The sequence below is a fragment of the Pseudomonas fluorescens genome, from assembly GCF_030344995.1.
Classification (GTDB): Bacteria; Pseudomonadota; Gammaproteobacteria; order Pseudomonadales; family Pseudomonadaceae; genus Aquipseudomonas; species Aquipseudomonas fluorescens_BF.
In genome coordinates this window covers 5,400,987-5,427,463 of record NZ_CP128260.1, presented here as the reverse complement: position 1 = coordinate 5,427,463, position 26,477 = coordinate 5,400,987, and the positions used below count along the sequence as shown (strand labels likewise).

Below are 26,477 nucleotides of genomic sequence, written 5' to 3'. Positions count from 1 at the left end.
CGAAAAAACTAGAGAATGTAAGGAGAGGGAAAATGTTCGAACTCGTAGACAACATCCCCGCAAGCCCGGTAATCAAAGTTATCGGTGTTGGCGGTGGCGGCGGCAACGCTGTCAACCACATGGTCAAGAGCAACATCGAAGGCGTGGAATTCATCTGCGCCAACACCGATGCTCAAGCGCTGAAAAACATCGGCGCGCGCACCATTCTGCAACTGGGCACCGGCGTGACCAAAGGCCTGGGCGCCGGCGCCAACCCGGAAGTCGGCCGTCAGGCTGCGCTGGAAGATCGCGAGCGCATCGCTGAAGTGCTGGCCGGCACCAACATGGTGTTCATCACCACCGGCATGGGCGGCGGTACCGGTACCGGTGCTGCGCCGATCATCGCCGAAGTGGCCAAGGAAATGGGCATCCTGACCGTTGCGGTCGTGACCCGTCCGTTCCCGTTCGAAGGCCGCAAGCGTATGCAGATCGCCGATGAAGGCATCCGCATGCTCTCGGAAAGCGTCGACTCGCTGATCACCATTCCGAACGAAAAACTGCTGACCATCCTCGGCAAGGACGCAAGCCTGCTGTCGGCTTTCGCCAAGGCTGACGATGTACTGGCCGGTGCCGTTCGCGGTATCTCCGACATCATCAAGCGTCCGGGCATGATCAACGTCGACTTCGCCGACGTACGCACCGTGATGAGCGAAATGGGCATGGCGATGATGGGCACTGGCTGCGCCAGCGGTCCGAACCGTGCACGTGAAGCGACCGAAGCGGCCATCCGCAACCCGCTGCTGGAAGACGTGAACCTGCAAGGCGCACGCGGCATCCTGGTGAACATCACTGCCGGTCCTGACCTGTCCCTGGGTGAGTACTCCGACGTGGGTTCGATCATCGAAGCCTTCGCTTCCGAGCACGCAATGGTCAAGGTCGGTACCGTTATCGATCCGGACATGCGCGACGAACTGCACGTGACCGTGGTTGCCACCGGTCTGGGCGCGAAAATCGAGAAGCCTGTAAAGGTCATCGACAACACCGTTCACACCTCGATGGCGGCTGCTCAAGTGCAGCAACCGGCACCCGCTCGTCAGGAACAGCCCGCGGTGAACTACCGTGACCTGGACCGTCCGACCGTCATGCGCAACCAGGCTCAGGCCGGTGCTGCGACTGCCGCGAAGATGAATCCGCAAGATGACCTGGACTACCTGGACATCCCGGCTTTCCTGCGTCGTCAGGCCGATTGATGAAATGTATCAGGGGTATTCAGGTGATTGGTGTTCAGCAAAGGCTCGGTCTGCTATCATCGCCAGCCTTTGTTGATACCAGTTCGCAATTTGCGCTGAAGCGGCCCATGCCATGATTAAACAACGCACACTGAAAAATATTATCCGTGCCACCGGTGTAGGTCTGCACTCCGGGGAGAAGGTTTACCTGACCCTCAAGCCTGCACCTGTCGACACCGGGATCGTCTTTCGTCGTGCCGACCTCGATCCGGTTGTCGAGATACCGGCTCGCGCGGCCAACGTCGGCGAGACAACCATGTCGACGACGCTGGTCAACGGTGACGTGAAGGTAGACACGGTGGAGCACCTGCTCTCGGCCATGGCTGGCCTGGGCATCGATAACGCCTACGTCGAGCTCTCCGCGTCTGAAGTCCCGATCATGGATGGCAGCGCAGGACCTTTCGTATTCCTGATTCAATCGGCTGGCCTGGAAGAACAGGACGCCGCCAAGAAATTCATCCGCATCCTGCGTGAAGTGACAGTGGAAGACGGCGACAAGCGCGCCACTTTCGTCCCTTTCGAAGGGTTCAAGGTGAGCTTCGAGATCGATTTCGATCACCCGGTTTTCCGGGACCGCACCCAAAGTGCAAGCGTGGATTTTTCCAGCACTTCGTTCGTAAAAGAAGTCAGCCGCGCCCGTACTTTCGGTTTCATGAGTGACATCGAGTACCTGCGCAAGCACAACCTCGCACTCGGCGGCAGCGTGGAAAACGCGATCGTGGTCGATGCCGATGGCGTACTGAACGAAGACGGCCTTCGCTATGAAGACGAATTCGTGAAGCACAAGATCCTCGATGCAATTGGCGACCTGTACCTGCTGGGCAACAGCCTGATTGGTGAGTTCAAGGGCTTCAAGTCCGGCCACGCACTGAACAACCAGCTGCTGCGCAAGTTGATTGAGCAGAAAGATGCCTGGGAAGTCGTGACGTTCGAAGACGCCAGCACTGCACCAATCTCTTACATGCGCCCGGTTGCGGCGGTGTAAGTAAAAAACCTCTCTAGTTTTTTGAAGGCCACCTTTGGGTGGCCTTTTTTTATGCCTGCTCTCAGGCCACGACGACCCGGTTTCGCCCACCTTCCTTGGCCTGATACAACGCCCTGTCCGCCGCGAACAACAGCTGCTCCAGGCTGATCTCGCTCGTCGCCGTCCAGGTGCTGATGCCGATGCTTACGGTCATCGGTGACTGGTCTTCGTTCACGCTCGGCAGCTGTTCCACCGCCGCACGAATGTGCTCGGCGATCTGCTGTGCCCCGACGCTGTCGGTTTCCGCGAGGATCACCGAAAACTCCTCACCGCCATAACGCGCCACCAGATCCGCCGGGCGTCGCACATTGGTGGTGATTACCCTGGCCAGTTCACGCAACGCCTGATCCCCGGCCTGGTGCCCGTGCCGGTCGTTGAACGCCTTGAAGTGGTCGGCGTCGATCATCAGCAATGACAGCGGCTTGGCCGAGCGCTGGGCGCGGAACCACTCGTGGCGCAGCGACTGGTCGAGCATCCGCCGGTTGGCGACCCCGGTCAGGGCATCGGTCGCCGCCAATTGCGCCAGTTCGCGTTCGGCCCGCTGGCGCAGACGCAGCTCCCGGGCCAGCAGCCAGGTCAGCCACAGCAGCCCGGCACACAACACGCCGGTGGCGCCGCTGATCAGGATCGCCGTGCGTCGCCACGCACCGAATACTTCTTCGCTGGACAGGGCAACAATCACCGTCAGCGGCAGATTACCGACCCGCGAATAGGTGTAAAGCCGTTGCTGATAATCCATGCTCGAAATGCTGTTGAAACTGCCATTGCCGTTGCTGTCGCGCAGAATCCGCACCACATTGGGCCGGGCGGCAAAGCTCTTGCCGATCGAATCGCTCTGCAGATAAGGCTTCTGCGCCAGCAGGATGCCATCGTTGTTGATGATGTTGAGGGTGCTGTCGACGCCGATGTCGAGGCTGTTGAACAGCTGATCGAAGTAATCGAGTTTCATCGACGCTACGGCCACGCCCAGAAACTCACCGGTGTCCGAGGAAATACGCCGGCTGAAACTGATCCGCCACTGGTCTGCGTCATCGCAGTCGCAACGGGGTTTGAACGGGCGGCTGATAAACATGCCGGTGTCGCGTTTGAAGGCGTGGGCGAGGAAGTAGTCGCGGTCGGCGAAATTGCCCGGCAGCGGTTCGACCCGCGAGGAGTCGGCAATCACCTCGCCGTGCTTGTCGAGCAGCAGGATGTCGCCTTTGAAGCGCGCCGTGGTGGAGCGATCGAACAGCGCCAGATGGCGGATCTGCGGCGACACGTTTTTCAGGTCGTCGCGCTGGGCGGCGGCGATCAGCCCTTGCAGCGTCAGGTCATACAGCTCGACGGTGCGCAGCACGTCGGCGTCGATCAACTGGGCAATCGTGGTGGCGCCACGGGTGGCCGATTCCTGAGCGTTGGCGTGTTCGCGGATGAGCAGGAACGTGACGATGCACACAATCGCGATCACGCTCAGCAGACTGCCGAGGATCAACAGCAGCTCGGAGCGTCCGGTCGTGCCGGAAACGGTAGGGGTGCGGCTCGCGATCATGGTTCGGTTTCGGTAAGGGATTCTTGTAAGCGTAGTTGTACCCGCTTCGCTGCCACACGCAAGAAAAAGGCCAGCACGTCGGCTGGCCTTTTTACTGTAGCGCCGATCTTAGAAGACGTTGATCGGGTAGTCGATGATCACACGGTATTCATCGGTGTCCGTATCCAGCGCACCGTAACCGTTGCCGCCACGGTTGGTCGCCCATTGCAGGCGTACCGCCAGGTCTTTGGCCTGGCCGCTCTGCACCACGTACTTGAGGTCGATGTCGCGCTCCCAATGCTTGGCGTTGCGGCCTTCGGCGCTGTACCACGAGGCGTAACCCTTGCTGTCCGGATCGGCCTTGGTCAGGTCCAGCGTGCCGCGCGAGTAGGACACTGCCGACGTCAGGCCCGGCAGACCGACGCCTGCGAAGTCGTAGGCGTACTTGAGTTTCCACGAGCGCTCGTTCGGGCCGTTGAAGTCCGAGTACTGCTGCGAGTTGTCGAGGTAGACGCTGTCACCCTGGCTGATGTAATCGAACGGCGTGTTGCCGTTGACCCGCTGATACGCAGCGGTGACGCTGTGGCTGCCGATGCCGACGGTGAAATGCAGGCTGTAGGTGTTGTTGTCGATGTTGCCCAGCAGCGCGTCGCCGGTGTCCTGCGTGTGATAGAAGTGCAGGCCCGGATTGAGGGTCACCAGGTCATTCAGCGCCCAGGTGTAGTCGAGGTCGTAGTAGTACTGGTTCCAGATGTCCTTCAGCTCGGAAGCGTAAAGGCTGCTGGTCAGGCCTTCGACACCGCTCCAGGCAACGCTGGCCCAGTTCAGGTGCTGGCTCTTGTCGCCGTCGGCGAGGCTGCCGTAAGAGGTGCCGATGCGTTTGTGGCCGCTTTGGTTGTAGGGCTTGGTGAAACTGGCCTGGCCGCCTTCGATCATCCAGCCGTCGAAGCTGTGGTTGGTCAGGCTGAGGCCGCGAAAGGTCTGCGGCAGCATGCGTGTCTCGCCACCGGCGATCACCGGGTTGGCGAGGAACAGGTCGCCGGCTTTCAGCTCGGTATCGAACGCACGTATTTTCAGGGTGCCGCCCGCCGTGGAAAACGAGCCCGGCGCTTTGCCGTTGCCGTCACTGACCGGCAGGATGCTGGAATTGTCGGTGCCACCACCGCCGTCGAGTTTCAAGCCGAGCATGGCGTGGGCATCGATGCCGAAGCCGACCGTGCCTTCGGTGTAGCCCGACTCGAATTTGCCGAGGAAACCCTGGCCCCACTCGATGTTGTCATCCGCCTGCTGCAGACGGTTGCGGTTCATGTAGTAGTTGCGGGCATTGAGGTTGAGGCTCGAGCCTTCGACGAAACCCTGTTGCTCGGCTTCGGCAGCGTGGGCGGCGGGGGCAATCGTTGCGGCAATTGCAATGAACAGCGGGGTGAAGCGAACTGGGTAACGCACGTGCGGTAAAGCTCCTTGGGGTCAACTGACACTTCAATGTCTTGAGGTGCGGGATGTTTCTAATTGTTAAAGACGAACCAGACAGCTTACAGACCACAACGAAAAAAGGCCGCTGAAAATCAGCGGCCTGCAAGGACGACGGTTGAACGGGAAGAGCCAAACAACCGCGTCGAGGGAAACGGAGCGGTGCGCGCCTCAGCTGTCGGATCCGGATTCGGACTGCGCTTGGGAAAGGCCGGCCTGCGGGGCTTGCGTGGCGTCTTTGGCCTTGGCCATCACTTCTGCCTTATGCTGTTCATACGCTTGAGCGCGAGCTGCATTTTGCACCACGAACGACTGCGATTCTTCAGCCATCGCCATCGGCGACAGGATCAATGAGGACAAAACGAAAGCGCTGGCAATACCCATACTGTTGGACATCTTGAAAACCTTCTTGCTTGGCAAGTGCTGTTTGGTGCGGGCAAAGATAAGGTTGCCGGGCGTTGGGAAACAGCGTGATTTTCATAAATGACTGTTGCGGGAATGGCAATGATCACGGCCCTCAGACCGGCAAATGAATCCCGAAAGTGTTCATCCCACGATCACTGCGCACAAACACATCCCCCCCATGCATCAGCGCAATCGCCTTGACGATCGCCAGCCCCAGGCCGTGATTGTTGCCGCTGTTGCTGCGCGACGCATCGACCCGGTAGAAGCGCTCGAACAACCGAGGCAAATGCTCGCTGGCAATCGGCGAGCCGGGGTTGGCGACGCCGATGCTGACCTGATGTTCCCCGACCTCGATCTGCACTTCGATCACCTCACCGGGTGCCGTGTGTTGCACCGCGTTGCTCAGCAGATTGATCAAAGCCCGGCGCAGATGGGCGATCTCGATTTGCACCTGTGCATCGCCGCTTACCCGCACCTGGACCTGCGCGTCTTCGAGGATGAAGTCGAGGTATTCGAGAGTGGTCGCCACTTCGTCGGCCAGCGAGGTCGAGGTCAGTTTGGTGGCTTTGCTGCCCTGATCGGCGCTGGCCAAAAACAGCATGTCGTTGATGATCGAGCGCAGGCGTTCCAGCTCTTCGAGGTTGGATTGCAGCACTTCGAAATAATGCTCGGCAGAGCGCCCGCGAGTGAGGGCGACCTGGGTCTGGCCGATCAGGTTGGTCAGCGGCGAGCGCAGCTCATGGGCGACGTCGGCGTTGAAGGATTCCAGCCGCGAATAGGCTTGCTCAACCCGCTCCAGCGTCGAGTTGAACGAGTCGACAAACTGCTCGAGCTCCGGCGGCAACGGTGACAGACGCAGGCGCCCGGCCCGCAACGGTGGGGCCAGACGCTGGGCCTCCTGGGACAGTTTGATCAGCGGCTTGAGGCCGATACGCGCCACCCAGTAACCCAATGCCGAGGCCAGCAGCACGCCGATCACCGCCAGGCTTATCAGCGCGATCAGCAACTGATGCTGGGTCTGGTGAAAGGTCTCGGTGTCGATACTGATCATGAAGCGCAGCGGCGGGCGCTGATCCTTGGCCGGCAGTTCAGTCAGCAGCACTTTCAGCGGGTAAGGATGGTTGGGCAGTTGCAGGTCGCGCATGCCCAGCGGGCCTTGGGCAAACGCGCGGATCAAGGCATCCGGTTCGCCGAATTCGTAGCCTGGATTGCCGCTGACCACCCAGAAATGGATGCGCTTGTCTTCTTCGCCGAGCAGCTTGAGCTTGGCGTTGATCTTTACCCAATGCTCGGGGGTGCCATAGCGGTTGAGCGCGGATTCGAGCACGCTGTAACGCGCATCCAGTTCCGCTTCCGGCAGCAGGCCCAGGCCTTTGTCCACTTGTTGATACAGCGCGCCGCCAATCAGCAGGAACACCAGCAGCGCCACCAGCGTGAACATCCCGCTCAGACGCAGCGCAATCGAATTACTGGACACCACGGCTCTCCAGCACATAACCCATGCCGCGGATGGTGTGCAGCAGTTTCTCGTCGAACGGCCCGTCGAGCTTGGCCCGCAGACGCTTGATCGCGACTTCGACGACGTTGGCGTCGCTGTCGAAATTGATGTCCCAGACCATTTCGGCAATTGCGGTTTTCGAGAGGATTTCGCCCTGACGCCGGGCCAGCACGCTGAGCAGTGAAAACTCTTTCGCGGTCAGATCCAGCCGGGTGCCGGCGCGCGTGGCCTTGCGGCTGATCAGATCGATCCACAGGTCGGCGATGCTCACTTGCACCGGTTCATGACCTCCGCTGCGCCGGGTCAGTGCTTGCAGGCGCGCCACCAGTTCGAGGAAGGAAAACGGTTTGCCGAGGTAATCGTCGGCGCCGTCGCGCAGGCCTCGGATCCGATCTTCGACCCGCTCGCGGGCGGTGAGCATGATCACCGGCGTCTGCTTGCGCGCACGCAACGCGCGCAATACGCCAAAGCCATCGAGGCCCGGCAGCATCACGTCGAGGACGATCACCGCGTAGTCGCTTTCCAGCGCCAGATGCAGGCCCTCGACACCGTCGCGGGCCAGATCCACGGTGTAACCCTGTTCCGTCAGGCCGCGGTGCAGGTAGTCCGCGGTTTTCTCTTCGTCTTCGATAATCAGAACGCGCATGACCCGCCTCAGTCTGTCGTTGCCAGCGCCTCGATGGGCGCAGGTTTGGGCTTGTGGAACAGCCGCTCAAGCCACAAGTATATGACCGGCGTGGTGAACAGCGTCAGCATCTGGCTGACCAACAAGCCGCCCACGACGGCGATCCCCAGCGGCTGACGCAGTTCGGCGCCGGTGCCGTAGCCGAGCATCAGCGGCAGGGCGCCGAGCAGGGCGGCCAGGGTGGTCATGATGATCGGCCGGAACCGCGTGATACATGCTTCGAAAATCGCATCCTGCGGCGACAGCCCGCGATGACGCTGTGCTTCCAGGGCGAAGTCGATCATCAGGATGCCGTTCTTCTTGACGATACCGATCAACAGCACCAGCCCGATCAGCGCCATGATCGAAAAGTCCTGGCCGCAGATCCACAGCATGATCACCGCGCCCAGACCCGCCGCCGGCAGGGTCGAAATGATCGTCAGCGGATGGACGAAGCTCTCGTAGAGCACACCCAGAATGATGTACACCGCCACCAATGCAGCGAGAATCAGCCACGGCTGACTGGCGAGGGAACTCTGGAACGCCTGGGCTGCGCCCTGGAAGTTGCCACTGATCGCGGTCGGCATGCCGATCTCGGCCTTGGCCTGATTGAGCAGGATCACCGCGTCGCCGAGTGCCACACCGGGCGCCAGGTTGAACGACAGGTTGGCGGCCGGGAACATGCCGTCGTGGGCGATGGACAGCGGGCCGATGGTCGGCGCGTCGAAACGGGCCAGCGCCGACAGCGGCACCATTTCTCCGCTCAGCGGCGAGCGCAGGTAGAAATAGTTGAGGCTTTCGGCCTTGCCGCGCTGCTTGGTGTCCAGTTCCAGAATCACGTTGTACTGGTTGACCTGGGTCTGGAACTCGTTGATCTGCCGCTGACCGAAGGCATCGTACAGCGCCTCGTCGACATCACTTGCCGTCAGGCCGAAGCGCGCGGCGGCGCTGCGGTCGATGCTGATGTGGGTGATGCTGCCGCCCAGTTGCAGGTCGTTGGAAATGTCACGGAACGCCGGAATGCTGCGCAGTTTTTCGGTGAGTTTCTGGGTCCAGGTGGCGAGGGTCGGCCCGTCGTTGCTCTTGAGCACGTATTGATACTGTGCACGGCTCGGACCGGAACTGAGGTTGATGTCCTGGCCGGCGCGCAGGTAAAGCACGATACCCGGGACTTTCATCAGTTGCGGACGAATGCGGTCGATGAACTGGCTGGCCGAAACATCGCGGTCGCTCCGTGGTTTCAGGGCAATCCAGAAGCGGCCGTTGGCGATGGTCTGGTTGCTGCCGGACACACCCACCGAGTGGGAAAACGCCTGAACGGCCGGGTCGGCGGCGACGATTTCGGCCATTGCCAGGTGTTTTTTCACCATGTCGCTGTAGGAGATATCGGCGGCGGCTTCGGTGGTGCCGAGGACGAATCCGGTGTCCTGTACCGGGAAGAAACCCTTGGGGATAAACACGTAGCCGCCGATCGCCAGCGCGACGGAAACGCCGAACACGCCGATCATCAGTTTCTGATGGGCGAGGGCGCGGCGCAGGCCTTTTTCGTACCAGCCGAGCAGACGTTCGCTGAAGCCCGGTTTGTCATGGGCGTGATGCACCGGTTTGCGCATGAACAGCGCTGCCAGCGTTGGCGCGAGTGTCAGGGATACCACCACGGAAATCATGATGGTCGAGGTGGCCGTCAGGGCGAATTCCTTGAACAGACGCCCGACCACACCGCCCATGAACAGCAGCGGAATGAACGCCGCCACCAGCGAGAAACTGATCGACACCACGGTGAAGCCGATCTCGCCCGCGCCCTTGATCGCAGCGTCGCGCATGCTGTCGCCGGCCTCGAGATGTCGGTGAATGTTTTCCACCACCACGATGGCATCGTCGACCACGAATCCCACCGCCACCACAATGGCGACGAGGGTCAGGTTGTTCAGGCTGAAGCCGAGCAGGTACATCAAGGCGAAACTGGCGGTCAGCGACACGCCGAGTACCGCCGAAACAATCATCGTCGCCGACAACTGGCGCAGGAACAGCGCCATCACCGCCACCACCAGCAGGATCGCGATCAGCAGGGTGATTTCCACTTCATGCAGCGAGGCGCGGATGGTCTGGGTGCGGTCGATCAGTGTTTTTACCTGTACCGAGGCCGGCAGCATGGCTTCGAGGCCGGGCAGGGCGGCCTGAATCCGGTCCACGGTTTCGACGATGTTGGCGCCGGGCTGGCGGGAGATCACCAGGTTCACCCCCGGTCGATCGCCGGCCCAGGCTTGCACGTAGGCATCTTCCGAACCGTTGACGACTTTCGCGACATCTTTCAGGTGAACCGGGGCGCCATCCTTGTAAGAAACGATGAGCTGGCTGTATTCCTCGGGGTGGAACAACTGGTCGTTGGTCGACAGCGTGGAAATGCTCGAGTCGCCGTACAACGCGCCCTTGGCGAGGTTGAGGCTGGTCTGCTGGATCGCCACACGAATGTCGGCGAGGGTCAGGCCGATGGCCGCCAGTTTGTCCGCCGAAGCCTGTACGCGGATTGCCGGACGTTGCTGACCGGTGATGTTGATCTGGCCTACGCCGTCGATCTGACTGATCTGACGCGCGAGCAGGGTTTCCACCAGGTCGCTGAGCTCGGTGCCGGGCATCTGGGTGGAGCTGACGCTGAGGATCAGCACCGGGCTGTCCGCCGGGTTGACCTTCTTCCAGGTCGGCAGGGTCGGCATGTCTTTCGGCAGTTTGCCGGCGGCGGTGTTGATCGCGGCCTGCACTTCCTGGGCGGCGGTGTCGATGCTCTTGTCGAGGGTGAATTGCAGGGTCAGCAGGCTTGAGCCCAGCGCACTGCTGGAGGTCATCTGGGTCATGCCGGGGATGGCGCTGAATTGCACCTCCAGCGGCGTGGCCACGGACGAGGCCATGGTGTCCGGACTGGCACCGGGCAACTGCGCGGAGACCTGGATCGTAGGAAATTCCGCTTCCGGCAGTGGGGCAATCGGCAAGCGCGGGAAGGCAATCACCCCGACCAGCACCAGCGCGATGGTCAGCAGAATCGTCGCCACCGGGTGATCGATGCACCAGGTCGAAACGCCTTTGTGCTGTTTCATGGCTTGGGCTCCGCTTGCACCACCTGCGGCGGTTCGCTCATGACCTGCACGGTCGAACCGGGCTTGAGCCGTGACTGGCCGTCACTGACCAAAACGTCGCCGGGTTTCACGCCCTTGATGATGTCCTGGCCGCTGCCCTGATAAACCATCTGCACCTGCACGGCTTCAACCTTGTCGCCGTTGACCCGGTACACGAAGTGTTGATCGAGGCCGCGTTGTACGACGGTGGGCGGGACCACCAGCGCATCTTTATCCAGCGCTGTCTGAATCTTTACCGTCACCAGCAGGCCCGGCCAGAGTTTCTGGTTGGGGTTGTCGAACTCGGCCTTGGCGCGGATTGTGCCGGTGTTGGCGTTTATCTGGTTGTCGATCAGGGTCAGGTGGCCTTCGCCCAACAGGTTGCCGGTTTCGCCATCGGTGTCGGCGCCGATGTAGGCCTTGACCTGCGCGCGCTGAGGATCGCTGATCAGGCCCTGCAGGGTTGGCAGCATTTGCTGGGGCAGGGAGAACTCGACGGCGATCGGGTCGATCTGGGTCACGGTGAACAGACCCTGAGTGTCGGTCATGCGCAGGAAATTGCCTTCGTCGACCGTGCGAATGCCGACGCGACCGGTGACCGGGGAGCGAATCTGGGTGTAGGAAAGTTGTACCTGCGCCGCATCAATCGAGGCCTGATTGCCCTGTGCGGTGGCTTTGAGCTGGTTGACCAGTGCCTGTTGCTGGTCGTAGGTCTGCTTGGAGACGCCGTCGTCGACGCTGAGCAGTTTGTAGCGCTTGAGGTTGACCAGGGCGACTTGCAGTTGCGCCTGGCTTTCGCCCAGTTGCGCGCGGGCCTGATCGAGGCTGGCGCGGATCGAGCGGTCGTCGATGGTGGCGAGCAGGTCGCCTTGCTTCACCAGTTGACCTTCCTTGACCAAGAGCTTGGTGAGGATGCCGTCGATCTGTGGGCGCACCACGACGCTGTGCAGGGAGAGGACCGAGCCGATGCCGCTGGTGTAGCGGGGGACGTCTTTTTCGCTGACGGCGACGACCCTGACCGGGATCGCAGTCGGGGCGGCGAGTTTGGCCGGTGCGGGTTTTATCGCATACCACAGGCCGGCGGCTGCGAGGGCGATCAGCAGGGTGGCGAGCAGGGCCTTTTTCTTCTGGATTTGCATGCTTGTGGGGCGCCAGGGGGACGGGGTTTGGGCAGGTTTTGTCTTTATAAACTTGTTTGAGGGTCAGGAGGGTGACGGCTAGCTGACGGCGCTGTCAGTTTCGGCTTTTGACTTGGCGGCCTTTGGGCCGACCAGGCTGTTTTGGGTTTGGGTGTATATCCGTTTTTTCGGGTGTTGCGGCTGGCGGTTTCGCCCTTACGGCGAGTCCCTTTGGCAAACGCCCCAAAGGAACCAAAGGTCTGGGCCCCGGCGTTCGGCGCCTCGCTGTGGCTCGGTGTTCCTTCGTTCCGGGATTCATCCGGGGGCATCGCCTACGGTTTGCTTCGCTGCACCTCCTCTCGATGCATGCGGCTTCGCCGCACGGTCGCTGCGCTCCCACCCCCGGATAAATCCCTCCACTCAGCCTGCCGATGGGGCCGGTACGTCAAAAGCGGTACTCGAGCTAACGCTCATCGTTTTGAGTGGTGAAGAGCGTGCGGTCGGCTTTTTTTCTTTGTTGGATTTGCTGACCTCAGCTCTCTGCCGAGGGTGAGGGGGACGGCTTATGTGCTTTTCAAAACTGAGTTCACCTCGGTCTTTCACGTCGGCGTACCTCCACCAAACACCTCGGTCAGTCCCCTCTCCCTCCGGGAGAGGGCTAGGGTGAGGGCCGGCTTTGAATTTGTTTAATTTTCAACAACAACTCAGGACCCTTCCCACAAAGTTTTCAGGTTGTCCGTCGGAACCGCGCTCTCTAGTCTTTGGCTGTCGCAGAAAACTCTGTGATCGGGTGTGAGAACCCTTAGGAACTGTTAATCCATCATCAGTACCACCATAATTGCCGCCGGCTTATCTGCTGCTTGCAATGTTTTATGGCGGCTGTGTGCGGGCGGACTTCGGTCCGGCCGGATCTGTTCCTACCGGTTTCTCACTCCGCACATAGCTGCCACCACTTCGTCGCGTGAGAAACGACGAGTGCTGGCTATTGAACAGGAACATTTCAATGACGAAACCTGTACCCGACCCACCCCTCGAATCACCCACCCCACTCGAAGAAGCCATGCGCGCCGAAGACCTCGCCCGCAACCGCGAAGCCATCAAACGCGCCCTCGACTACTACCTCTGCCCCAACCCTGCCAAGCCTCGCCCGAGCACGATGTATAGGGTCACTCCCAACGTCGACACCGAAAGCCTGTTGGCCAATGCCTGCGAATCCCTGGCCTCGGCCAGTACCATTGCCAGCAATTTCGCCAATGAGCTTTCGGGCCCGCAGCGCAGTACGGCGTTGGGAATTCAGCAGATCATCATGCTGGCGGAGCTTGCGGTGAATCGGGCGCTGGATCGGGTTGATCCGCAGACGTGATCCGTTAGTCGAGCAGTCCCAAAAAGGGACCGGTCGTACCCTTTTGGGGACTCTTTAAACTCCGCGCGCGCAGGTATACTGCGCGCCTTCGCGGCTCATCCACCGGGCCGGACTTTTTGCTTCCCGGAGCTTTCATGACTTCCCCAATCGACAACGCTGTAAGCGATGTCCCGGCAGAGCTGGCCGAGGCCGGCGAAACCAAGCCGACCATTCCTGCGTTCAAGTTTCCGTTCAAGCCAGGTGAGCTGGCTGCAGCCAAAGGCGCCAAACAGCCGCAGTTCAAGGGCAAGGACGGTGATCGTCATGCCAAGATTCCGGGTGTGGCGCCGTCGGGCACTCGCCGTTCGATGGGCAAGCGCTGATTCAATCCCGCCTCGGCCGTCGCTGTGATTTTCGGTCACAGTGATGGCTAATTGCTCAGTTCCTGAGCCAGATCAACGTTTAACCAGTTAGTGCGCTTAGAGTCAGCAGCCCTGCCGACTCTTTCCAATAAAACGAGCGCGCTTTCCATGAAGATCAATCTCCCGGTGACCGGGCGCAATGTCGATGTTGCGCCGGATGCGAACATTCTCTCGACCACCGATCTGACCAGCGCGATCACCTACGCCAACGACGATTTCATCAGGATCAGCGGTTACAGCCGCGACGAGCTGCTGGGTGCGCCGCACAATTTGCTGCGCCATCCGGACATGCCCGCGCAGGCGTTTGCCCATATGTGGCAGACGCTCAAGCGTGGGCGGTCGTGGATGGGGTTGGTGAAGAATCGTTGCAAGAACGGTGATCACTATTGGGTCAGTGCCTATGTCACGCCGGTCACGCAGAACGGTGCGGCGGTGGAGTATCAGTCGGTACGCACGCGGCCGGATGCCCGGCAGATTGCGGCGGCGGAGCGGGCGTACGCGCATTTGCGCGAGGGGCGGGTGGCGCGTTGGCAGCGGCTGCCGAGCCTGAGTTTGCGGGCAAAGATCATGGCGTTGACCAGTTCGGTGCTGGCGGTGGTGCTGGGGATGGAAGCCTGGTTGCGGCCGGAATCCATGGGCATCGAAGCTGCTGCGCTGGTGGCTGGCAGTGGCGCCTGTGCGCTGGGCGTGGGCTGGTTATTGCGGCCGCTGGAGCGGCTGACCGAGCGTGCGCAGCTGATTGCCGACAACCCGTTGAGTCAGGGCATTTATACCGGGCGGCGGGATCAGTTCGGGCAGATCGAGTTCGCCTTGCAGATGCTCGAAGCCCAGGTCGGTGCGGTGGTCGGGCGGATCGGTGATGCCTCGCAGCGACTGGCCGGGCATGCCGCGCAATTGGTGGATCATCTGCACAGCAGTCACACCAGTACGTTGGCGCAGCAGGCGGAAACCGATCAGGTGGCGGCGGCGATTCATCAGATGGCGGCCAGTGTCGCTGAGGTCGCCAGCCATGCGCAGCAGGCGTCGGTGGCGGCGGATATGGCGGGGACGGAAACCCGTGAGGGACATCTGCTGGTCGGCGAGAGTCGCAGTGCGGTGTTGCGGCTGGCCGAGGAGTTGGGGCGGGCGACCGAGGTGATTCATCAGCTCGAAGGTCACAGCAGCGAGATTTCCGGGGTGCTGGAGGTGATTCGCAGCATCGCCGAGCAGACCAATCTGCTGGCACTCAACGCCGCGATCGAAGCGGCGCGGGCAGGGGATGCCGGGCGTGGGTTTGCGGTGGTCGCCGATGAGGTGCGTGGTCTGGCCCAGCGCACTCAGCAGTCGACCAACGAGATTCAGCGGATGATCAGCACCCTGCAAAACGGCGCGCGGGATGCGGTGCTGGTGATGCAGCAGAGCAGCGAGCATGTAGATAACAGTGTCGAACAGGCGCAACGCGCGGCTCGGGCACTGGACGGAATCAGTGGGCGAGTCGAGCAGATCACCGAGATGAGTTTGCAGATTGCGGCGGCGGTTGAGGAACAGAGTGCAGTGAGCGAGGACATCAACCGCAATATCGTCAGTATTCGCACGGCGTGTGAACTGACGGTGGATGAAGGGCGCCAGAGCCAGCTCAACTCACAGGACGTGGCGGGGCTGGCGGGGGATTTGCGTTCGCTGGCGCGGGAGTTCTGGGGGCGGCGCCAGGGATCCTAGGCCGCGCGCAGGGAAATGAACGCGTAGGTCTGCGGCGGTTCGGTGACCACTTGTGCGCCTGCCGCCCGCACTTGCCCGGCGATGTCGTCGCCGGAGACATGGAACAGCCATTCGCTGTGACCAGTATTCAACGGTTGCGCCGTGACCTGATCGATCACCGAGGCAAACGCACCCATGTCCGGCAGATACGCGGTAAACCCGTCGCCCTTGAGCGCGGTGGTGCGGATGCCGAGCAAGCCGCAGATCGCATCCTTGATCCGGATGTCGTCGCGATCTGCCTGGCGCGAACGCTGGATTAGCGTCACCAGTTCCTGATCCACCAGTTCACCACCGACGATCAGTTCCGGCCCTTGCTCCCACGACTCCGGCGGGCAGTCCTTTGCAGCAGGGTTCAGCGGGATGTGCGGATTGATTTCGGCGGGATAGATGCGGCACACCAACGGTCGGCGCTCGTAGATGCGGCACAGCTTGTCTTCGTCAAGATTCCGGCAGGGGCCGACGTTGTAGGCGGCAAAAGTGATCGCCACATGCGCATCGGACATTCCGCTGCGTACCACCGCCGAACGCCGTTGTGCATGCTCGCGCTGCTGTTCCGGCAAGCCCAGGCCGTTGGCGAGAAACGCCTCCACCAGCACGATCACCTGACCGCCGTCGGCCGCCCACATGCGGGCTTCGGCCAGGGTCAGAGGCACGTGGTGATCGGTGCAGCATTTGCCACAGCCTACGCAGGAAAAGGTCGTATTCATTGAGCGGGCAATCTTCAATCAGGGTGTGAATCGGCGACATAAAGCCGCCGTACAGGCCCGGAGTGAAGCAAGTTGTGCGCCATTCGCTCAGGGTTTGGCGGTCGGGCGGATCGAGTCCCATTCGGTGACGAACGCGGTTTTCGACTTTTTGTTGTACAGGCACAACTCGGTGCCTTGCTGGCCCTTCATGTGTTTTTGCGGGTACTGGCCTTGCAGCAACAGCGCGGTGTAGCCGACGCGGTCGTCGAATTGCGCGGCGTTGCCGACCGGTTTTACGCCTTTCAGGCCACTGGCCTTGGTGCAACTGGCGAGTACGGCTTTGTCGTAGGCCGCCCAGGCGTCGGGGCTGGAGGCGTGGGCCAACGGGGCGATGAGGCAAAGCAGTGAGAGGGCGAGGCGTTTCATGGTTCGGGCATCCTTGGAAGTTGATCGCCAAGGTTGGAGTATGCCGCAGGATTTTAGTTTGTCAGTCCGGCACCAATTCCCGGCGAACCACATACATTCCAGACCTTTCGTACAAGCGCTGCGCTTGCCGGTTGTCTTCCAGCACCTTCAGGTCGACAAACCCTTCGCGTCGATCCTGAAAGGCCTTGAACGCATGAAGCAACAATGCCCGGCCCAATCCAAGACGCTGAGCGCGGGGATGCACCACCAGATTCTTGATGTAGGAACTGGTCCAGCATTGCGCCACGCCGATGACACCGTCGGCATCGCTGGCGATGAAACACAGTGCCGGATCGTATTCCGGATCGTTTTCGAACTGCTGTTGCCAGACGTCCAGCGCCGGCACCCGACCACCACCTTCGCGGTAACCGATTTGCATCAGTTCATGCACGGCGGATGCGCGTTCGGCGCTGTAGGTCGTGAGTTCGATGCCGTTCGGCCATTCGATGGCCGGCACGTCCTGGCTCAGGTCGCGCCGCATCAGGAAGCAGAACGTCTCGCTCAAGACTCAGTGGCCCTGAGCGGCGACAAATTTGGCCGCTTCGATCAGACAGTGGGTCAGCTCCGGCGAGGAGAACTTGGTCAGCACACCGTTGGCGCCGGCGAGGCGGGCCTTTTCGCTGTTCATCGCGCTGTCCAGCGAGGTGTGCAGCAGCACGTAGAGGTGGGCGAAGTCCGGGGTTTCGCGCAGGGTGCGGGTGAAGGCGTAGCCGTCCATCTCGGACATTTCGATGTCGGAGACGATCAGGTTGATCTGCTGCGCCGTGCCTTGCAGGTCCAGCAGGCAGTCGATGGCTTCCTTGGCGCTGCGGGCGGTGTGGCATTGCAGGCCGAGGTTGCGCAGGGTGTGCACCGATTGCTGCAATGCCACCTGGCTGTCGTCGACCACCAGGATCCGCGCGTTGCCCAGCACTTCGGCGTCTTCCATGCTCAGCTCGGTCGGGGCCATGTCGATCTGCGCCGGAGCGATGCCGTGGATGACTTTTTCGATGTCCAGCACCTGCACCAGCGTGCCGTCCACCGAGGTCACGCCGGTGATGTAGGCGCGCGAACCGCCGGAGCCGAACGGCGGTGGTTTGATGTCGGTGGTCAGGCAATGCACGATCTTGCTCACCGCCTGCACATGCAGGCCCTGTTTCGAACGGCTGACGTCGGTGACGATCAGGCAGCCGCCGTTCGGGTCTTCCAGCGGCCGCTCGCCGATGGCGCGGCTCAGGTCGATCACCGACAGCGAAGCACCGCGCAGGGTGGCGATGCCTTTGACGTGCGGGTGGGACTCCGGCAGCTTGGTCAGCGGCGGGCAGGGGATGATTTCACTGACCTTCAGCAGGTTGATCGCCATCAGCTTGCCGCTGCGCAAGGTAAACAGCAGAAGCGAAAGTGAATCTGCGCGGGCTTTGTTGGAAGACATAAAAACCTTCTGTGGAAAAAGGTGGTGGGCGAGGGTGGAAATCGCCAGAAACTATTGATGCCGGGTTATCGGCGTCAAAAGGTTGGGCTTTAGGTTAGTTGTCGGATGACGTTGAGATCCAGAGCCCCCTCACCCCAGCCCTCTCCCGGAGGGAGAGGGGGCCGACCGAGGTGTCTGGCGTCTGACATCGACCTGAACCACCGAGTCGATTATGGATTCAACAATGCACTTTCAGGTCGGTGTAGCTCTGAATCATCCCCCAATCGGCTCCCTCTCCCTCCGGGAGAGGCTGGGGTGAGGGGGGCATTTGATCTTGAATAAGCATTTCAGCTTTTCATCCCCAACCGCTTGGCCATTCGCCCCAGATTCGCCCGGTCCAGCCCCAGTTCACGGGCGGCACTGGCCCAGTTGTCCTGATTGCGCTCAAGTGCGGCGCTGATCAACTGGCGCTGATACTGCTCGGTGGCTGCACGCAGATCCCCGCTGATCAATGGCAAGGTGGCAGTCGCTTCGGACGGCGCCGGCGAGTTATCCAAAATCTCGCGCGGTAGATCGAGGTCCATCGCGCTCAAGCTGAGAATCTTCGGCCGCACCTTGCAGTTGCCCAGCGCCTTCAGTGCGCTGCGGCCGATCAAGTGTTCCAGTTCCCGCACGTTGCCCGGCCAGGTGTAGGCCAGCAGCGCCTCTTGGGCGTCGCTGTTCAGGCGCAGGCTGTTGAGGCCCATGCGTGAGCGGTTCTGTTCCAGGAAATAACCGCTGAGCAGCAAAACATCGCGCCCCCGGTCACGCAGCGCCGGCACCCGCAACGGGTAGACGCTGAGTCGATGGTAGAAGTCAGCGCGGTAGCGGCCGCTGCGCACTTCTTCGGCCAGATCACGGTTGGTCGCGGCGATCAGGCGCACATCGACCTGATGTTCCTTGTCTGATCCCAGCCGCTGCAACTGGCCACTCTGCAACACCCGCAACAGCTTGGCCTGGACGGTCAGCGACAACTCGCCGACCTCATCGAGAAACAGCGTGCCGCCATTGGCCAGTTCGAACTTGCCGCGCCGGTCGCTGGTGGCGCCGGTAAAGGCGCCGCGCACGTGGCCGAACAGTTCGCTTTCCACCAGCGTGTCCGGCAGGGCCGCGCAGTTGAGGCTGATGATCGGTTTGTCGGCACGCTTGGAAGCGGCGTGAATCGCCTGAGCCACCAGCTCTTTGCCGACCCCGGTTTCGCCGGTGATCAACACGGTCAGGTCGCTGCCGCCGACCAGATTGATTTCTTCCACCAGCCGCTTATGCGCCTTGCTCTGGCCAATCATTTCGCGGTTTTGCTGACCGCTGGCCTGGCGATAGACCTCGGCACGCTGATGTTCGTCCTCGGCACGAATCGCCAGGCGTTCGATGCGTTCGGCGGCATTCACAGTGGCCGATGCGAGACTGGCGAAGGCTTGCAGCGCGTCGAGTTCGATGGGTTCGAAACGCTCGGGATCGAGGGCGTCCAGGGTAATCAGACCCCAGAGTTTTTCATCGACGAACAGCGGGCAGCCGAGGCAGTCGTGGACTTCGAGGTGATCGTCGAGGCCGTCGACCAATCCGTCATAAGGATCCGGCAATTCACTGTCGGCGGCGAAACGGGTCGGCCCTTCGCCGGCCAGCAATACTTCGAAGCGCGGGTGTTCGCTGACCTTGAAGCGTCGACCAAGAGTGTCGGTGCTCAAGCCGTCGACAGCCAGCGGCACCAGCCATTCACCGTCGAGGCGCAGCAGTGCGGCGGCATCGCAGGGCAGCAGGGCGCGCATGGCTTCGAGCAAGCGTCGGTAGCGCTCGCCTTCGGGCAGTTCGCGGGACAGGTCGGAGACCAGTGGGAGCAGGGCGGTGAGTAATGATTTGGCGGACATGGGCTTGTAGTCAAAGAGACACGTTGTAGTCGAAGCGACTATAGAGGTGCTTGTGTCGATCTGACTACATAATTTTCAAGATATTGATTTATATGGAAAAAATAGTTGGCACGAATACTGGAGTAGATAAGGCACTTTTAGAGAAAGCTCAGGAGTCACCCTTATGCTTAGCGTCCAGGATCGTGCCATCGTCAAGTCCACTGTGCCTCTGCTGGAAAGCGGCGGTGAAGCGCTGATCACCCATTTCTACCGCATGATGCTCTCCGAGTACCCGGAAGTCCGCCCGCTGTTCAACCAGGCCCACCAGGCCAGCGGTGACCAGCCCCGCGCCCTGGCCAACGGCGTGTTGATGTACGCCCGTCACATCGATCAACTCGACCAGTTGGGCGATCTGGTGGCGAAGATCATCAACAAGCACGTGGCGTTGCAGATTCTGCCGGAGCACTACCCGATCGTCGGCACCTGCCTGCTGCGCGCGATCTCCGAAGTGCTTGGCGAAGAAATCGCCACCCCGGAAGTGATGAGTGCCTGGGGCGCGGCTTACGGTCAACTGGCCGATATCCTGATCGGCGCCGAAACCGCCATTTATGACCAGAAAGAGCAAGCCGTCGGCGGCTGGCGCGGGGCGCGGGAGTTCATCGTCGCGGCCAAGGTCGAGGAGAGCGCGGAAATCATTTCGTTCTACTTCGAACCGGCGGACAAGGGCCCGATCCTCGCAGCCGAGCCCGGCCAGTACATCGGCATGAAGCTGATCCTCGACGGCGAAGAAATCCGCCGCAACTATTCACTGTCGGCTCTGGCCAACAAAGGCCAGTACCGCATCAGCGTCAAACGCGAACCGGGCGGCCGGGCCTCCAATCACCTGCACGATCAACTGCATGTCGGCGCGAGCATTCAGCTGTTCCCGCCATCGGGTGAGTTCACCCTGACTGCCAGCGACAAACCGCTGGTGCTGATCAGTGGCGGCGTCGGCATCACCCCGACTCTGGCGATGCTGGAAGCGGCGCTGGAAACCGAGCGTCCGGTGTACTTCATCCACAGTGCGCGCAACGGCAGCGTGCATGCGTTCCGTGACTGGATTGATGGGCTGGCCGCGCGTCATCCGCAGCTCAAACGCTTTTATTGCTACGCCGAAGATGATGGCGTGAGCCCGGCGGCGGACAAGGTCGGGTTGTTGAGCGAGGAGCAACTGGACGAGTGGCTGCCGGTGGAGCGTGATGTGGACGCTTACTTCCTCGGGCCGAAAGGCTTCATGGGGGCGATCAAGCGTCATCTGAAGGCGCTGGGCGTACCGGAGAAGCAGAGCCGGTATGAGTTCTTCGGGCCGGCTGCTGCTCTGGAATAATCCGGAACCGAGTCGCCTTCATCGCAAGCAGGCTCGCTCCCACATTGAAATGCATTCAAATGTGGGAGCGAGCCTGCTCCGGGCGGCGATCCGACGATTGGCCGTTACACGGTCCTGATTCTTAAATTCTGTTTAAAGGTTAATCGTTTCTTAACCGGTTTATCGTTTATTCCCCGATGCTGATGATAGGCGCTCGTTCGTTTACATGATCAGGATCGCCCCCATGTCGCACTTCGCCTCTTCCCGTCGTTTCAGCCTGGCCACTTTGGGCCTGTCGGTTGCCTTGTTGTCCAGTCCGTTTGCGTTCGCCGAATCCGCCTTGATCGAACCCCAGACCCTGATCGTCGATCAGAGCCTGCCGAAGGCGCAGCGTGATGCAATGGAACTGGCGGCGCGGCGTTACGGCAGTTTCTGGAACACGGGTGAAGAGGCGTTGGCCACCGCCGCCCTGTCGCCGCAGTTCGTCGACAAGACCCCTCCGGAAGGCCGGGTGCAGGGGCCGACCGGGCCGTTGCTGGCGTCGAAGTTCTTTCGCACGGCGGTGCCGGACTTGAGTTGCGACATCGAACAAATGATCGTCGCCGGGGATCGCGTGGTGGTGCATCTGCACTTTCGCGGGCATTTCACTGGCACGTTCAAGGCTCTCAAAGGGCAGGGCCAGCGTGTAGACTTCCGGGCAACCGATATCTATCAGATCGACAACGGTCGCATCGCGGCCAATTGGCATATCGAAGACAACATCAGCCTGATGGCGCAACTGCAAGCGCAGCCGCCGGCCAGCTGAACCATGGACATGAAAGGGAAACGCGATGAGCGAGGAAACGATTCGATTGGGGCGTGAGCGGCGCTATCTGGTGTTGCTGGGCATCATCTGCCTGGCGCTGATCGGCGGCGCGCTGTACATGCAGATCGTGCTGGGCGAGGCGCCGTGCCCGCTGTGCATCCTGCAGCGTTATGCGTTGCTGCTGATCGCGCTGTTCGCGTTCATCGGCGCGGCCATGCGTACCCGGCGCAGCATCACGGTGTTCGAGGTGCTGGTGGTGATTTGTGCCATCGCCGGGGCCGGCGTTGCCGGGCATCACGTGTACACCCAGTTCTATCCGGCGGTGAGCTGCGGCATCGATGTGTTGCAGCCGATCGTCGATGACCTGCCGCTGGCGAAGATCTTCCCGCTGGGCTTCCAGGTCGATGGTTTCTGCTCGACGCCGTACCCGCCGATCCTCGGTCTGTCGCTGGCGCAATGGGCGCTCGTGGCCTTCGTGCTGGTGGTGATCCTGGTGCCGCTGCTGACCTCGCGTAACCGAAAAGCGTTGCGCTGAATCAACTTTTCGGCGCTTGCGCCGATAAAACAAACGCCTCTATTTGCAGTGACGCAAATCGAGGCGTTTTGCATTTCAGGGTCTGTGTGAAAACACCGTGACGAACGGCAAGGAAGGGTGCGACAGGTGTGCGACATGTTGTCACACACGCCATGTCGCAGGGCGTTTCACAGTCCCGGATTGGAGTGCTGTTACAAAAAAGGATTGGTCTGTTTCAGCGTTTTTCGATTTTTGCACGCGTGTGCCGGATCAGGCAGTTTTAACAGACTCCGGCAGATGGCCAAAAGCCTTGGCATATCGGGCTTTGCGCGGATCGCGCCGTGGGAAAAAGCCCTCGGAGCTGTCTGAACTGAGGCCGATAGACCTACATTTTTTGGTGTTTTTGTTGAGAATCGATTTCGATAACATGCGGAACTTTTGCAAAAACGGTGATGGATTGTTGCTCTGAGCGATAAAAATTATTTCGGGATAAGACATGGTGTATAGGGCGCTACCTATCTACAATCGCCCGCACTGAATTCCCGGCACTGTTCAGCCTTTATTAAGGAGGCGAGCAGGAAGTCGGGTGTCGAGCAGCCGAGAGGCTTGCGAGACACCCAGGTGTCGGTGCCTTCCAACTTTCCGCACCAAATGGAATTGGTCTGTAACAAGGCCTTTGACCACGAATTCGAATAAGAACTGACCGCTGTCCCAGGTTTTGTCGAGCGTCTGACGCGCGACGGGCGGCCCTTATTCAATCCAAAGAAAATGCCAACCCTTGGCAGGGTGAAGTGTTGGCGATCAAAACCCAACTGCATTGCGCAAGCTGCTTTAGAGGTCGTGAGATGAGTAAAAACAGGTACCCCAGATTACTAGGCCTAGTGCCGCTGCTCGGCACGTTGTTGCTGGGAGGCTGCAACATGACCTTGCTCAATCCAACGGGCCAGGTCGGCCTGGAACAGCGCAACCTGATCATCACCGCCACGCTGCTGATGCTGTTGGTCGTTGTGCCGGTCATCGTCATGACCTTCCTGTTCGCCTGGAAGTACCGCGCCTCCAACAAGAACGCCGTCTACACCCCGAAATGGTCGCACTCGACCAAAATCGAAGTGGCAGTCTGGACCATCCCGGTCCTGATCATCATTGCCCTGGGTTACATCACCTACAAGTCGACCCACTCGCTGGATCCGTATCGTCCGATCGAATCCGACGTCAAGCCTGTGACCATCGAAGTGGTCGCGCTGGACTGGAAGTGGCTGTTCATCTACCCGGAACAAGGCATCGCCACGGTCAACAAGATCGTATTCCCGGCGCACACCCCGGTTAACTTCCGGATCACTTCGGACGCGGTGATGAACTCGTTCTTCATCCCGGGCCTGGGCGGCCAGATCTACGCGATGGCGGGCATGACCACCAAGCTGCACCTGATCGCTGACCGCAACGCTGAAATGGACGGTATCTCCGCCAACTACAGCGGCGCTGGTTTCACCGGTATGAAATTCAAAGCGATCGCAACTTCTCAGGAAGATTTCGACGCCTGGGTAAGTGAAGTCAAAAAGGCACCTAAACAGCTTGAACCAGCTGAATACGCAGCCCTTGCCAAGCCAAGCCAGAACAATCCAGTCGAGCTCTACTCCTCGGTAACGCCGAACCTGTTTCAGACCATCGTCGACAAGTACGAAGGCATGAAACCGGGCAAGCCGCTGAAGCACGAGAAGAAAGAGAAAGAAGTGGCGGCAACGGATATGGACTCGAATTCGCATTCAGCTGCCGGGGCAGAGGAGTAAACGATGTTTGGTAAATTAAGTTGGGAAGCGATCCCTTTCCACGAGCCGATCGTGATGGTCACCATCTCGATGATCGCGCTCGGTGGTCTGGCGTTGTTCGCTGCAATCACCTACTTCAAGAAGTGGACTTACCTGTGGACCGAGTGGCTGACGTCGGTCGACCACAAGAAAATCGGCGTGATGTACATCATCGTCGCCATGGTCATGCTGCTGCGCGGTTTTGCCGACGCCATCATGATGCGTACCCAGTTGGCCATGGCCACCGAGGGTTCGCCTGGCTACCTGCCACCTGAACACTATGACCAGATCTTCACCGCTCACGGTGTGATCATGATCATCTTCATGGCGATGCCATTCTTCACCGGCCTGATGAACCTTGCAGTGCCGCTGCAGATCGGCGCGCGTGACGTTGCGTTCCCGTTCCTGAACTCCCTGAGCTTCTGGCTGCTGGTGTCCGGCGTCGTGCTGATCAACCTGTCCCTGGGCGTCGGCGAATTCGCCAAGACCGGCTGGGTAGCATATCCACCGTTGTCGGGTCTGCAATACAGCCCTGGCGTGGGGATGGACTACTACATCTGGGCGCTACAGCTATCGGGTCTGGGTACAACGCTAACGGGGGTTAACTTCCTCGCGACCGTGCTGAAAATGCGTACCCCTGGCATGAAACTGATGGACATGCCGATCTTCACCTGGACCTGCACCTGGGCAAACGTTCTGATCGTGGCTTCGTTCCCGATCCTGACCGCTACCCTGGCACTGCTGACCCTTGACCGTTACATGGATTTCCACATTTTCACCAATGAACTTGGTGGCAATCCAATGATGTACGTCAACCTGTTCTGGGCATGGGGCCACCCTGAGGTTTACATCCTGATCCTGCCGGCATTCGGCATCTTCTCGGAAGTCATCTCGGCCTTCACCGGCAAGAAACTGTTCGGCCACCACTCGATGATCTACGCCTCGGGCGCGATCTCGGTACTGGGCTTCATGGTTTGGCTGCACCACTTCTTCACCATGGGTTCGGGTGCCAGCGTCAACGCCTTCTTCGGTCTGGCGACGATGCTGATTTCCATCCCGACGGGTGTGAAACTGTTCAACTGGCTGTTCACCATCTACCAGGGCCGTCTGCGCTTCACCAGTCAGGTTCTGTGGACCCTGGGCTTCATGGTGACCTTCGCCATCGGCGGCATGACCGGCGTACTGCTGGCCATCCCGGGTGCTGACTTCGTTCTGCACAACAGCCTGTTCGTGATCGCTCACTTCCACAACGTGATCATCGGCGGCGCGGTATTCGGCTACATCGCAGGCTTCGGCTTCTACTTCCCGAAAGCGTTCGGCTTCAAGCTGCACGAAGGCTGGGGTAAAGCAGCGTTCTGGTTCTGGATCTCGGGCTTCTTCGTTGCGTTCATGCCGCTCTACGCTCTGGGCTTCATGGGCATGACCCGTCGTCTGAACGCCACCACCAACCCTGAGTGGGTACCGTACCTGTACGTTGCCATGTTCGGTGCGGTGATGATCGCTGTCGGTATCGCTTGCCAGCTGATCCAGCTGTACGTGTCGGTGCGTGACCGCAACAAGCCGGAAAACATGTGCGAACACGGTGACCCGTGGAATGCCCATACCCTGGAATGGTCGACCTCGTCGCCACCTCCGTTCTACAACTTCGCTGTACTGCCAAAAGCAGACTGCATCGATCCGTTCACCGAGGCCAAGGAAAACGGTACCGCGTACAAGGCTCCGGCCAAGTACGAACCGATTCACATGCCGAACAACACCGCCACTGGCGTGGTGATGGGCGCACTGCTGACCGTGTTCGGTTTCGCGATGATCTGGCACATCTGGTGGTTGGCGATCGCCAGCCTGGCCGGCACTGTCATCTACTTCGTGATCCACGCAGCACGTGACGATCAGGGCTACATGGTGCCGGTTGAAACAATCGAGCGCATCGAAGCCGAGCAGCACAAGCGTCTGGTAGCGGCCGGGAAGATCCCTGCTTCCGCAACCCGTGTTGAAACCAAGTTGGAACAGGCTTAAACA

General features: G+C 60.5%; 22 protein-coding genes and 1 pseudogene. 11 read left to right on the top strand and 12 right to left on the bottom strand.

The window, feature by feature from the left end; all coding sequences use genetic code 11:
* Positions 1 to 32 precede the first annotated feature (32 nt).
* Entirely contained in the window at positions 33 to 1,229 is a 1,197-nt protein-coding gene (gene ftsZ, locus QR290_RS24310) for a cell division protein FtsZ (RefSeq protein WP_007956754.1), read from the top strand.
* A gap of 112 nt (positions 1,230 to 1,341) precedes the next feature.
* Positions 1,342 to 2,253: a UDP-3-O-acyl-N-acetylglucosamine deacetylase gene (gene lpxC / locus QR290_RS24305; RefSeq protein ID WP_007956752.1), complete on the top strand. Its 912-nt coding sequence runs from the start codon at positions 1,342 to 1,344 to the stop codon at positions 2,251 to 2,253.
* Positions 2,254 to 2,314: 61 nt separating this feature from the next.
* Here the strand turns inward: lpxC and QR290_RS24300 are convergent, their stop codons facing one another.
* The 7 genes from QR290_RS24300 to QR290_RS24270 all read right to left on the bottom strand — a co-directional run bounded on the left by QR290_RS24300 (position 2,315) and on the right by QR290_RS24270 (position 12,085).
* A complete protein-coding gene (locus tag QR290_RS24300) occupies positions 2,315 to 3,820 on the bottom strand; it encodes a sensor domain-containing diguanylate cyclase (protein WP_115079150.1) in 1,506 nt (501 codons plus the stop codon).
* 108 nt (positions 3,821 to 3,928) lie between these two features.
* Positions 3,929 to 5,245, bottom strand: coding sequence for an OprD family porin (locus QR290_RS24295; RefSeq protein ID WP_289203778.1), 1,317 nt, complete (start codon positions 5,243 to 5,245; stop codon positions 3,929 to 3,931).
* A 195-nt stretch (positions 5,246 to 5,440) separates the two neighbouring features.
* Positions 5,441 to 5,665 carry a hypothetical protein gene (locus tag QR290_RS24290; protein WP_289203777.1) on the bottom strand — a complete coding sequence of 75 codons (225 nt, stop codon included), beginning with the start codon at positions 5,663 to 5,665 and terminating at the stop codon, positions 5,441 to 5,443.
* Positions 5,666 to 5,786: 121 nt separating this feature from the next.
* Complete coding sequence (locus tag QR290_RS24285; RefSeq protein WP_115079147.1) at positions 5,787 to 7,151, bottom strand: heavy metal sensor histidine kinase; 1,365 nt, start codon at positions 7,149 to 7,151, stop codon at positions 5,787 to 5,789.
* Entirely contained in the window at positions 7,141 to 7,818 is a 678-nt protein-coding gene (locus QR290_RS24280) for a heavy metal response regulator transcription factor (protein ID WP_003228008.1), read from the bottom strand. The genes QR290_RS24285 and QR290_RS24280 overlap by 11 nt, the downstream gene beginning before the upstream one ends.
* An 8-nt stretch (positions 7,819 to 7,826) precedes the next feature.
* Positions 7,827 to 10,928 (bottom strand): multidrug efflux RND transporter permease subunit, encoded by a 3,102-nt coding sequence (locus QR290_RS24275; RefSeq protein ID WP_289203776.1) that lies wholly within the window; start codon positions 10,926 to 10,928, stop codon positions 7,827 to 7,829.
* Positions 10,925 to 12,085 (bottom strand): efflux RND transporter periplasmic adaptor subunit, encoded by a 1,161-nt coding sequence (locus tag QR290_RS24270; protein ID WP_096822821.1) that lies wholly within the window; start codon positions 12,083 to 12,085, stop codon positions 10,925 to 10,927. The genes QR290_RS24275 and QR290_RS24270 overlap by 4 nt, the downstream gene beginning before the upstream one ends.
* Before the next feature lie 982 nt (positions 12,086 to 13,067).
* Between QR290_RS24270 and QR290_RS24265 the strand changes: the two genes are divergently transcribed.
* The 4 genes and pseudogenes from QR290_RS24265 (at position 13,068) to QR290_RS24255 (ending at position 15,526) form a co-directional block, all read left to right on the top strand.
* Positions 13,068 to 13,427 (top strand): DUF6124 family protein, encoded by a 360-nt coding sequence (locus tag QR290_RS24265; protein WP_289203775.1) that lies wholly within the window; start codon positions 13,068 to 13,070, stop codon positions 13,425 to 13,427.
* Positions 13,428 to 13,561: 134 nt separating this feature from the next.
* Positions 13,562 to 13,789 carry a hypothetical protein gene (locus tag QR290_RS24260; RefSeq protein WP_289203774.1) on the top strand — a complete coding sequence of 76 codons (228 nt, stop codon included), beginning with the start codon at positions 13,562 to 13,564 and terminating at the stop codon, positions 13,787 to 13,789.
* Between the two features lie 147 nt (positions 13,790 to 13,936).
* Positions 13,937 to 14,218: pseudogene (locus QR290_RS28845) on the top strand (PAS domain-containing protein); the annotation flags it as partial.
* A 243-nt stretch (positions 14,219 to 14,461) separates the two neighbouring features.
* The gene (locus QR290_RS24255) at positions 14,462 to 15,526 is read left to right on the top strand and encodes a methyl-accepting chemotaxis protein (protein WP_435875102.1); all 1,065 of its coding nucleotides are present in this window, start codon (positions 14,462 to 14,464) and stop codon (positions 15,524 to 15,526) included.
* Here the strand turns inward: QR290_RS24255 and QR290_RS24250 are convergent.
* The 5 genes from QR290_RS24250 to norR form a co-directional block, all read right to left on the bottom strand.
* On the bottom strand, positions 15,523 to 16,272 hold the full coding sequence (locus QR290_RS24250) for a YkgJ family cysteine cluster protein (protein WP_289203772.1): 750 nt from the start codon (positions 16,270 to 16,272) through the stop codon (positions 15,523 to 15,525). The genes QR290_RS24255 and QR290_RS24250 overlap by 4 nt on opposite strands.
* An 87-nt stretch (positions 16,273 to 16,359) precedes the next feature.
* The gene (locus QR290_RS24245) at positions 16,360 to 16,677 is read right to left on the bottom strand and encodes a hypothetical protein (protein WP_289203771.1); all 318 of its coding nucleotides are present in this window, start codon (positions 16,675 to 16,677) and stop codon (positions 16,360 to 16,362) included.
* Positions 16,678 to 16,738: 61 nt separating this feature from the next.
* A complete protein-coding gene (locus tag QR290_RS24240) occupies positions 16,739 to 17,197 on the bottom strand; it encodes a GNAT family N-acetyltransferase (RefSeq protein WP_289205328.1) in 459 nt (152 codons plus the stop codon).
* Positions 17,198 to 17,224: 27 nt separating this feature from the next.
* Positions 17,225 to 18,127 carry a chemotaxis protein CheV gene (locus QR290_RS24235; RefSeq protein WP_289203770.1) on the bottom strand — a complete coding sequence of 301 codons (903 nt, stop codon included), beginning with the start codon at positions 18,125 to 18,127 and terminating at the stop codon, positions 17,225 to 17,227.
* A gap of 326 nt (positions 18,128 to 18,453) precedes the next feature.
* Positions 18,454 to 20,010 (bottom strand): nitric oxide reductase transcriptional regulator NorR, encoded by a 1,557-nt coding sequence (gene norR, locus QR290_RS24230; RefSeq protein ID WP_115079138.1) that lies wholly within the window; start codon positions 20,008 to 20,010, stop codon positions 18,454 to 18,456.
* Between the two features lie 163 nt (positions 20,011 to 20,173).
* On the opposite strand from norR, the gene hmpA reads away from it, so the two are divergent.
* From hmpA to cyoB, 5 genes are all read left to right on the top strand, one after another.
* Positions 20,174 to 21,355 carry an NO-inducible flavohemoprotein gene (hmpA, locus tag QR290_RS24225; RefSeq protein ID WP_289203769.1) on the top strand — a complete coding sequence of 394 codons (1,182 nt, stop codon included), beginning with the start codon at positions 20,174 to 20,176 and terminating at the stop codon, positions 21,353 to 21,355.
* 223 nt (positions 21,356 to 21,578) lie between these two features.
* Positions 21,579 to 22,139, top strand: a complete 561-nt coding sequence (locus tag QR290_RS24220; RefSeq protein ID WP_289203768.1) for an ester cyclase — start codon at positions 21,579 to 21,581, stop codon at positions 22,137 to 22,139.
* A gap of 25 nt (positions 22,140 to 22,164) precedes the next feature.
* A complete protein-coding gene (locus tag QR290_RS24215) occupies positions 22,165 to 22,674 on the top strand; it encodes a disulfide bond formation protein B (RefSeq protein WP_007956723.1) in 510 nt (169 codons plus the stop codon).
* Positions 22,675 to 23,498: 824 nt separating this feature from the next.
* On the top strand, positions 23,499 to 24,440 hold the full coding sequence (gene cyoA, locus QR290_RS24210; protein ID WP_085606895.1) for a ubiquinol oxidase subunit II: 942 nt from the start codon (positions 23,499 to 23,501) through the stop codon (positions 24,438 to 24,440).
* Between the two features lie 3 nt (positions 24,441 to 24,443).
* Entirely contained in the window at positions 24,444 to 26,474 is a 2,031-nt protein-coding gene (cyoB, locus tag QR290_RS24205) for a cytochrome o ubiquinol oxidase subunit I (RefSeq protein WP_007956721.1), read from the top strand.
* Positions 26,475 to 26,477: the final 3 nt, after the last annotated feature.